Source organism: Niveispirillum sp. (genome assembly GCF_017996735.1).
Classification (GTDB): Bacteria; Pseudomonadota; Alphaproteobacteria; order Azospirillales; family Azospirillaceae; genus Niveispirillum.
Map to the genome: position 1 here is coordinate 1 of NZ_JAGOGJ010000190.1, position 10,057 is coordinate 10,057.

General features: G+C 66.9%; 8 protein-coding genes. All 8 read right to left on the reverse strand.

What is annotated here, in order from left to right; genetic code table 11:
• Positions 1-238: 238 nt before the first annotated feature.
• The gene (locus tag KBA48_RS30585; protein WP_292912473.1) at positions 239-1,375 is read right to left on the reverse strand and encodes a CaiB/BaiF CoA-transferase family protein; all 1,137 of its coding nucleotides are present in this window, start codon (positions 1,373-1,375) and stop codon (positions 239-241) included.
• An 8-nt stretch (positions 1,376-1,383) separates the two neighbouring features.
• Entirely contained in the window at positions 1,384-2,523 is a 1,140-nt protein-coding gene (locus KBA48_RS30590; protein WP_292912474.1) for a serine hydrolase, read from the reverse strand.
• A 43-nt stretch (positions 2,524-2,566) separates the two neighbouring features.
• A complete protein-coding gene (locus KBA48_RS30595; RefSeq protein ID WP_292912475.1) occupies positions 2,567-4,324 on the reverse strand; it encodes an ABC transporter ATP-binding protein in 1,758 nt (585 codons plus the stop codon).
• On the reverse strand, positions 4,324-5,130 hold the full coding sequence (locus tag KBA48_RS30600) for an ABC transporter permease (protein WP_292912476.1): 807 nt from the start codon (positions 5,128-5,130) through the stop codon (positions 4,324-4,326). Before KBA48_RS30600 ends, KBA48_RS30595 begins: the two co-directional genes overlap by 1 nt.
• A gap of 19 nt (positions 5,131-5,149) precedes the next feature.
• A complete protein-coding gene (locus KBA48_RS30605) occupies positions 5,150-6,094 on the reverse strand; it encodes an ABC transporter permease (protein WP_292912477.1) in 945 nt (314 codons plus the stop codon).
• Positions 6,091-7,683, reverse strand: a complete 1,593-nt coding sequence (locus KBA48_RS30610) for an ABC transporter substrate-binding protein (RefSeq protein WP_292912478.1) — start codon at positions 7,681-7,683, stop codon at positions 6,091-6,093. Before KBA48_RS30610 ends, KBA48_RS30605 begins: the two co-directional genes overlap by 4 nt.
• 5 nt (positions 7,684-7,688) lie before the next feature.
• Entirely contained in the window at positions 7,689-8,597 is a 909-nt protein-coding gene (locus KBA48_RS30615; protein WP_292912479.1) for a LysR substrate-binding domain-containing protein, read from the reverse strand.
• A gap of 23 nt (positions 8,598-8,620) precedes the next feature.
• A partial coding sequence (locus tag KBA48_RS30620; RefSeq protein ID WP_292912480.1) for an aldehyde dehydrogenase occupies positions 8,621-10,057 on the reverse strand: 1,437 nt, incomplete at its 5' end.

Consider the following 10,057-nt stretch of genomic DNA (forward strand, 5'->3'; position numbering starts at 1 on the left):
CATACTCCTTGCGTAAAGAGACGGCCTCCAACATTGCTGCCATTGTTCAAAGTCCCTGTTCAATATTGTTATGATGATTGAACATCCGGGCAGGCTCCCGCCTTTCAGGACCTGGAGATTTCCCATTGCACATCCGGATGTATGGAAAGACTAGGGACGGCGGGCGGGTACTGTCGATTTCAATAAACGGGGCCAGCCCCCCATGGATGGGGGCCTGCCGCCGATGCGGCAGACAGGCCTAAACCGCGCGGGTGATGCCAAATTCCCGCAGGATGGCGTCGGTATGCTGGCCGACGGCGGGCACGGGAGCGACCCGCATTGCCGTGCGGCCCGGCGGCAGCAGGCATTGCAGCGGCCCCGCCTCGCTGCCCACCTCCCGCCAGCGGTCGCGCGCCTGCAATTGGCGATGGTCCCATAGATCGGCCATGGTGTTGATCGGCGCCCAGGCGATGCGCGCCGCGTCCAGCCGGCCCTCCACCGCATCTCTGGACAGGGTGCCCAGCCGATTGGCGATGATGGCGGACAGCGCCTCCCGGTTCTCCGACCGGCGCTGATTGGCGTCAAAGCGCGGGTCGGTCACAAGATCGGGCCGTTCCAGCACCATGGTGCAGAAGGAAGCCCATTCGCGTTCGTTCTGCACGGCCAGGATCACCTTTCCCTGGGCATGGGCGAAGGGGCCATAGGGGAAGATGGTGGCGTGGCTGGCCCCGGCGCGGGGCGGCGGCGATGCCCCGTCCATGGCATAATTCAGCGGGAAGCCCATCCATTCCGCCATGGCTTCCAGCATGGAAATGTCGATATGCCGGCCCCTGCCCGTCCGTTCCCGTTCGAACAGGGCCGCCAGGATGTTGGAATAGGCATACATGCCGGCCGCGATGTCGGCGATGGACAGGCCGGCCTTGCAGGGTTCCTCCGGTGTGCCGGTCAGGGACAGGAAGCCGGATTCCGCCTGGATCAGCAGGTCGTAGGCCTTGCGCTGCTCATCCGGCCCGCCGATGCCGTAGCCGGAAATGTCACAGATGATCAGGCGCGGATGCAGCGCCGATAGCGTCTCCTGCCCCAGCCCCAAGCGCCGGACCGCCCCCGGCGCCAGGTTCTGGACAAACACGTCAGCGCGGGCCAGCAACCGCCGCAGGGCATCCAGGTCCCCTTCCTGCTTCAGGTCCAGGACCAGGCTTTCCTTGGACCGGTTGGTCCAGACAAAATGCGAGGACAGGCCCCGTGCCCGATCATCATAGGCACGGGCAAAATCCCCGCCGTCCGGCCGCTCCACCTTGATGACACGCGCCCCCAGATCGGCCAGTTGGCGGGTGCAGAACGGGGCGGCGATGGCCTGTTCCAGGCTGACCACCAGGATACCATCCAGCGGATGCACGGCCCCGCTCACCGCAGGGCGCGGGCGACGGCGGCGAAGAACGCGTCGTCGTTCAGTTCGAACCGCAGGCGCATATTAGGCTTGGACCGGGCGCAAAGCAGCACGATGACCAGATTTTCCGCCGGATTGACATGGATATACTGGCCATAGATGCCTTCGGCCTGGAAGGAACCGGCCAGTTCCGGCACCTGCAATTCCGGGATCCACCACATATAGCCGTAGGGGATCTGTTTCTCCCCGATCTGGAACGGGGAACCAGCCTCCTTGAACCAGCCCGCCGGCACCACGCGGTCCCCGTCGATGACGCCATCCTCCAGCACGAACTGACCGAAGCGGGCATAGTCGCGCAGGGTGGCGCCCATGCCGCTGCCCGACACGACCATGCCTCCGGGGCTGTCCAGCCACCAAGTGGCGTCCTGTTCCATGCCCAGGCGTGACCAGATCCGCTCCGACAGATAGTCGGCCAGCCCTTTGCCGGTCGCCTGTTCCAGCACGGCCGCGACCAGATAGGATTCCCCCGTATTATAGGCCCAGGAGCCGCCCGGCGGCGCGCAGCGGGAAAGGCCGGTCATGTGCTTGACGATGGCGCGCGGTTCGAAATCGAACTGCTTGGCCAGCAATTGCCGGCGTTCGGAATTGGGGTCGACATATTCCTCCCGCCACAGCACCCCGGTATTCATGCGCAGCAACTGGCGCAGCGACACCTCGGCATAGGGCGCGCCGATATCGATGAAATCGGTCAGGGGCGCGTCCAGGTCCCGGATGAACCCATCCTGTATGGCGGCGCCGATCAGGGCAGAGGTCACCGATTTGGCGACCGAGGCCGAGGCCCAGTGCCGCTGGTCGTTCAGGCCCAGCTCGTAATTCTCGAACACCACCTCCCCGTCCTTCAGGATCAGGGCGCCGGCCACACGGTTGACCGACAGGAAATCGCCCATATCAAAGACCCGCCCTTCATGCGGCACCGCGATGCGGGGCATGGGCTTTGCGGCGCGGGGCAAGGGCCGGGCGGGGCCATCGCCCCGCGAAACGGGGGCATAGGGGAACATGCGGGGCAGCCGGAACAAGGTATCGACGGTCTGTCCGGGCAGAAGCTGGCCGCCGAACAGGCCCAGCAGGTCGGCCTTGTCTTCGGAAGTGATGCTCATGAACAAGCTCCAGGCAAAAGGGTCGGGCGGGGAGGCCCGCCGTTCAGGTAAGCGCGCGGCACAGCACCTGATGCCGGCCATCGATGGTGATCATCGCCAGGGGGGCGTCGTCATCGCCCTCCCCCGGTTCGTGATAGGCATGGCCGGCGGGTGCCGGCACGGCGATGGTGGGGGGAACGGCCAGTTCGTAGCTGTCCCCGCCGCCCGGGAAGATGCGCGGCGTGGCTTCCAGCAGGCGGCGTGTATAGGGGTGGTGCGGCCGGTCGAAGATGGCGTCGCGCGGGCCGCTTTCCACGATGCGACCGCGATACATGACCAGCACCCGGTCGGCGATCTCCTCAACCACCGACAAATCGTGGGAGATGAACAGATAGGACAGGCCATAGGCGTCACGCATGCGCATCATCAGGTCCAGCACCTGACGCTGTACGCCGACATCCAGGGCCGACACCGGCTCGTCCGCCACGATCAGCGACGGCCGGGCCACGACGGCACGGGCGATACCCACGCGCTGACGCTGTCCGCCGGACAGTTCATGGGAATAGCGCTTGGCGAAACCGCCGGGCAGCCCCACCTCCGCCAGGATGTCGCGGGCGCGGTCCAGCCGTTGGGCCGCACTCATCGACGGGTCATGGCGCAGCGGTTCGGCGACCAACTGTTCCAGGGTCATCTGCGGGTCCAGGGAGGAATGCTGGTCCTGGAACACCATCTGCACGCCCGGCATGCGCCATTCCGCGCCGCCCGCCTTCAGGTGCGGACCATCGGTACGGGCGAAGCTGCCGGCGGTGGCCCTGTTCAGCCCCACCAGCGCCCGGCCGATACTGGTCTTGCCCGACCCGGACTCCCCCACCACCGCCACCACTTCCCCCTTGGCGATGTCGAAGCTGACATCCTTGACGGCGCGCAGGGTGCGATGGGGGGAGAAGAAGGTGCGCCGCTTCAGGGGGAAGGCCACGTCCAGCCCCTGCACTTTGATCAGCGGCCGGGCGCCCGCACCCGTCGGCGCGGCTTCCACGCGGCGCGGCAGGGCGGCGACGAAGCCGCGCATATAGTCGGTCCGGGGCCGCAGCAGGATATCGCGCGTGTCGCCCTGTTCCACCACCCTGCCCTGATGCAGCACCGTGGCAATGTCGGAATATTGCGACAGCATTGCCAGGTCGTGGCTGACGATCAGCACGCTGGTGCCCAGTTCCCGCGTCAGGTCCAGCATCTGGTCCATGATCTCCTTGCGGATCACGGCATCCAGCGCCGTCGTCGGCTCGTCCGCGATCAGCAGGGCGGGTCTGGTGGTCAGGACGGAGGCCAGCATGAAGCGCTGGCGCATGCCGCCGGAGAACTTGCCCGGATATTCGCCAAAGCAACGGTCGGGATCGGCGATGCGCACCCGGCGCAGCATGTCCAGGCAGCGTTCCCGGGCATCACGCGGCGTGATCCGCTCATGGCGCAGCAGCGCCTCCATCATCTGCCGCCCGACCGTCAGCGACGGGTTCAGGGAGATCATGGGTTCCTGGAACACCGCCCCGATGCGCCGCCCCCGCAGGCCGCGCATGACCGCGACCGAAGCCGTGGCCAGATCGTGCCCGTCAAAGCGGATGGCGCCGCCGGTGATGGCCAGGCCCGGCGACAGCAGGCGCAGGATGGCCCGGCCGATGCTGGTCTTGCCGCTGCCGGACTGACCGACCAGCGCGCCGACCTGTCCGGCGCCCAGGCGGAAGCTGACATCATCGACGATGCGTGTGCCGTCGCGCGTGGCGATGCACAGTCCCTCGACGGACAGTATGGGGTCCCGTTGCTGGCTCATCAGTCCTTGGTCTTCCGGTCGAAATAATCGCGGCAGAAATCGCCGAACAGGTTGATACCCAGCAGGGCGCCGGAGATGGCGATGCCCGGCGCCAGCGCCAGCCACGGGGCATCGGCGAAATAATTGCGGCTGTCGGCCAGCATGCCGCCCCAGCTTGCCGCCGGCGGGGCCAGACCCAGCCCCAGGAAGGACAGGGCCGATTCCGCCAGCAGCGCCCAGCCGAACAGCGAGGTGGACATGACCAGAACCGGCGCCACCGTATTGGGGATGACGTGGCGCAGCAGCGTATAGGCCGGGCTGTTGCCCATCACCCGTGAGGCGGCGATGAAGTCGCGGCCGCGCAGGGTCAGGACATGGGCCCGCACCACGCGCACCATATAAGGCAGATAGGCCACGCCCAGCGCCACCACGGGCGCCAGCGACGATCCCGCCAGCACGGCCGTCATGGCGATGGCCAGCACCAGGGCCGGAAAGGCCAGGAACGCATCCATCAGCGCCACGACGCAACGGTCCAGCCAGCCGCCCGCCAGCCCGGAGAACGCCCCCAGCAACGCGCCGGAGATGGTGACCAGCAGCGTGGTCAGCCCCGCCACGGCCACCGTGACGGCCGTGCCCGACAGCAGCCGGCTCAACACGTCGCGGCCCCATTCATCGGTCCCCAGCCAGTGCGCCGATGAGGGCGGCGACAGGCGGGTCGTGAAATCGACCATGGTCGGGTCATAGGGCGGGGCCAGGGCACCGATGGCGGCAGCCAGCAGGATCAGGGCGATCACCGTCACCCCGGCGATGCCGCTGGGTCTTTGCATCAGCATGGATGTCCAGCGGCTATTCATGGCGCACCGCCGGGCACAGAAGGGGGGCGGTCAGTTCGACCAGCAGGTTCACGCCGACATAGCTCAGCATCACGACCACCATGCAGCCCTGGACCAGCGGATAGTCGCGGGCGAACACCGCCTCCACCATCAGCCGCCCCAATCCGGGCAGGGAGAACACCGTCTCGATCACCACGGCCCCGCCCAGCAGCCCGCCCAGCACCAGGCCGATCATGGTCCAGGTCGGGCCCATGACGTTGGGCAGCGCGTGGCGACCGGCGACCGCCACCTCCGTCAGACCCTTGGCCCTGGCATGGGCGATATAGTCGAGTTGGAGAACCTCCACCGTGCTGGCGCGCACCAGCCGGACCAGCACCCCGGCCTCGATCAGCGCCAGCGTCAGGACGGGCAAGGCCAGGTAATGCAGCCCCTCCCCGAAATCCTCCGCCAGCGACACGTAACCGACGACGGGAAACAGGTCGAGCTTCACCCCGAACAGCAGCAGCAGCATCAGGCCCAGCCAGAAGGCGGGGATGGACAGTGACAGGGTGGACACCGCCACCACGGCCGTGTCCGTCCGGGTATTGCGGCGCCAGGCGGCAAGCATGCCCAGCGGCAGGGCCAGCAGCGCCGCGATCACCACCGACGGCACCACCAGCGACGCCGTCACCGCGAAGGCCGGCCCCAACAGGTCCAGCACGGGCGACTGCATGGTGATGGAGGTGCCGAAATCACCGCGCGCCAGCGCCAACACCCAATAGAGGAATTGCATCGGCAGCGGCTTGTCCAAGGCAAGGTCGGCCCGGATGCGGGCCAGGGCCGCCGGATCATCCACCTCCCCCAGGATCAACTGGGCCGGGTCGCCGGGGATCAGGCGGATGAGCACGAAGATCAGGAACAGGGCGATGATGATGGTGGGCAGGGCCAGCGTCAGGCGGGTCAGGGCATAGCGGATCATGATGCCTGCCCCCCTTCCCGCTTCACGCCCCACAACCGGGCGCGGCCGAACTGCCAGGACCGGAAACCGGTGACGCCATCGCGCACGGCGTTGATGTCGGCCGGGCTGAACAGCGCGATATAGGGCACGTCATGCAGCATCCGCTGGTACAGCTCATCGAAGATCCGCCGCCGTTGCTCCACATCGCCCGTGTTCATGCTGTCGGCCAGCAGCGCGCGGGCGGCGGGATCGCCCCAGGTCTTGCTGCGTGAGGCGACGCGGTCGCCCAGGATGCTCTCATAGCTCTGGGCCGCATCGGCCTTGGCCGTGAAGCCGAAGGAGAAAAGCTGGAAATCGCCACGGCGCCAGCGGTCCATCTGCGTCGCCCATTCCAACACCTCGATGCGGATGTTCAAACCCACCTGCCGCGCCATGGCCTGGACCAGCAGCGCCTGATTAAACATGGCCGGATAGCGCCGGTTGGTGGTCAGCACGATGGATTGCCCGTCATAGCCGGCCTCCTTCAGCAAGGCCCGGGACCGATCCGGATCGTAGAGCGCAGCCCCGGCATCCCGGCCGACGCCATAGGGGCTGGCCGAGGCGACGATGGACGGGTTGGCATCGACGGTGCCCTCCGTCACCAGCCTTGCCAGCGCCTGACGGTCGATGGCGCAGGCGATGGCCTCCCGGATGCGGGGATCGGCCAGCAACGGGTCCTGATCCTGCACCAGGATGCCATAGCTGCCCAGCATGGGGGCCGACACGATATGGACGCCCTTCAGGCGGCGCACCTGCAGCATCTCCGCCGCCGGCACCTCCGGCATCACGTCCACCTGCCCCTTGACCAGGGCCGCCAGCCGGGACGACGCATCGCGGATGATCAGCCAGCGCAGATGCGGTTCCAGCGCCACCTTGCCCCGGACATTGCCGTCCGGCGGCCCCGGCAGCGGGCGGTAACCGGCGAACGCCTCCATATCGATGGCGCGCCCGCGTTCCCAACGTGTGATGCGATAGGGACCGGTGCTGACCGGCTCGCGCCATTTGCCCTCCGCATCCACGGAATCCGGGTGCAGGATGGCGCTGCCGCCGCAATTGAACCCTGCCATCAGGGTCAGGAACAAGGGCTGCGGCCGGTCCAGCGTAAAGCTGACGGTCAGCGGATCATCGGCCTCCACCGCCTCGATCTTTGCCCCCCGGGTTCCGTTGAAATCGGCCAGGCAGGTCCAGTTGGTGCGGGGGTCGAGATAGCGGCGCCAGGACCAGACCACCTCTGCCGCCGTGACCGGCTGGCCATTATGGAAGGTCAAACCCTCGCGCAGGCGGAACGTATAGCGCCGCCCGTCCGGCGACAGGGTCAGCGCCTGGGCCAGCAGCAGGTCCGGCGTGCCATCCTCGCGATAGCCGACCAAGCCCTCCAGCACATGCATCATGATCGTGTCGGTATTGGCGTCGCGGTTGACGCCGGGATTGGTGCCCCGGATGTCGGAGGTGAGCGGGATCTGCATCAGGCCGGTGGGTGTGACCGCCGCCGCAGCCGGCAAAACGGCAGCAGCCAGCAGCCCTCCCCATGCCGTCAGCAGGCGGAGGCGGTGGACCAGGGAACGGGACATGGCATTCAGCTTCCCAAAGCGTCGAGCATCTGGCGGGCGCCGCTCATCTCGTCGCACATCCATTCATGGAACAGCCGCACCTGCCGGCGGGCGTTCAGGTTGGCCGGACGGACCAGATAATAGGAGGTGCCGCTATTCACGACACGCGGCGACGCCATCACCAGCTTTTCCGCCTTGATCGTGTCATGGGCCAGCAGCAGGTCGCTGACCGTGATGCCGAACCCGGCCTCGGCCGCCTGCAACGCCATGTCCAGCACGTCGAAATCCAGCCCCTGATCGGTGTCGAGGCGCCCGCCATTCCAGCCCGACGCCCAGGTCTTCCAATCCTGATGATCGGGCTGGGAATGCAGCAGCGTCTTGCCGCGCAGATCATCGACCTCGTTCAACTGCCGCCCCGACAGATATTCCGGCGCACAGACGGGCACCAGCCGTTCGGCGTAAAGCTCCGTCACATCCTCGGCCCGCCAGTTGCCAAGGCCATAGCGCACGCCCAGTTCGGCGTCATTGTCGCTGGAGATCATGTCGTGCCAGCGGGTATGGATCATGACCTTCACGAAGGGATATTGCTGCTGGAACACCCGGATGCGCGGATAGAGCCAGCGCAACGCAAAGGTGGGCAGCACCCTGATCTGCACCACGTCCTGGTCACGGTGGAAATTGTCGATGGTGCGGGCGATCTGGTCGAACGCGTCCTTGGTGCTGGCGGCCAGTATCTTGCCCTCCGGCGTCAGTTCCAGCCCGTTATGGCCACGATGGAACAGGGTGATGCCAAGCTGCTGTTCCAGGATGCGCACCTGCCGGCTGACGGCGCTCTCGCTGACCCGTAGCACGCCCGCCGCCTTGCGGATGCTCATATGGGCGGCCGCGACCTCGAAACATTTCAGGGCATTGACGGATGGAAGACGGCGGGACATGGCAGGCACTCCCCTGTTGACGGTCAATCCGGATGGCGGGATGTGATCCAGATGGTCTTGGCCCGCAGATACTGATCCAGCGCCTCCGCCCCCTTGTCGCGGGCCTGCGAACCAGACCGCTTATATCCGCCGAAGGGCGTCTTGATGTCGCCCTCGGTGAAGCCGTTGACCGCCACGGTGCCACATTCCAGGCGCTTGGCAATATGGATCGCCGCGTCGAGGTCGCGCGTATAGACGGTGGCGTGCAGGCCATAGTCGCTGTCATTCGCGATCCGCAGGGCCTCGGCCGTACCACTCGCCTTCAGGATGCCCAGCACGGGCCCGAAAATCTCCTCCCGCGCAATGGTCATATCCGGGGTCAGGCCGGTGAAAACGGTCGGGCCCAGATAGCTGCCCGGCGCGTCGATGCCGGCCCGGTCCAGCGCCACGGTCGCCCCCTCTGCCCGGCCGGCGTCCAGAAAGCGGCAGACATTGGCGCGGTGCTCCAGCGTCACCAGCGGCCCCATGTCGGTGCGCGGGTCCAGCGGGTTGCCGATGGTGATCGCCTCAACCCGCCGGGTCACGGCGGCCAGGAAATCGTCATGGATGCGGGCCGACACGATCTGGCGCATATTGGCCGAACAATTCTGTCCGGCATTCCAGAAGGCCGCCATCACGGCATTGTCGACCAGATCATCGGACAGGTCGGCATCGTCCAGCACGATGAACGGGCTTTTGCCGCCCATCTCCAGCCCGATGGTCTTCAGGTTGGATTGCGCGGCATAGCGCAGGAAATGCCGCCCCACTTCGGTCGATCCCGTGAAGGACACGGCGTCGATATCCGGATGCAGGCCGATGGCCGCGCCCGCCGTCTCCCCCATGCCCGGCACGACGTTCAGCACACTGTCGGGCACCCCGGCCTCCGCCGCCAGTTCCGCCAGCCGTAGCGCCGTCAGGGAGGTCTGCTCCGCCGGCTTCACGATCACCGAACAGCCGGCAGCCAGCGCCGGCGCCAGCTTCCACGCCGCCATCAGCAGCGGGAAATTCCAGGGCAGAACCAGCCCCACCACGCCCACCGGTTCCTTCACCACCAGGGCCAGCACCTCCTCGCCCGTGGGTGCCACCTTGCCGAAACTCTTGTCGATCAGTTCGGCGTACCAGCGGAAGCAGTTGGGCACCTCCTCCCCGATCTCCTTCAGGCAGTCGCGGATGGGCTTGCCGCTGTCCAGGCTTTCCAGGACGGCCAGTTCCTCGGCATTGCGGCGGATGGTGTCGGCCAGACGCAGCAGCACCTCCTTGCGGTATTCCGGGGCCTTGCGCGACCAGATGCCGGCCTGCACGCTGTCGCGCGCCGCTTTCACGGCCCGGTCGATATCGGCCGGGCCGCAATGGGCCACGGTCGCCAGTATCTGGCCCGTCGCCGGGTTCACCGTCTCGAACAACCCGCCATCGGCGGCGTCATGCCAGGCACCGCCGATGAA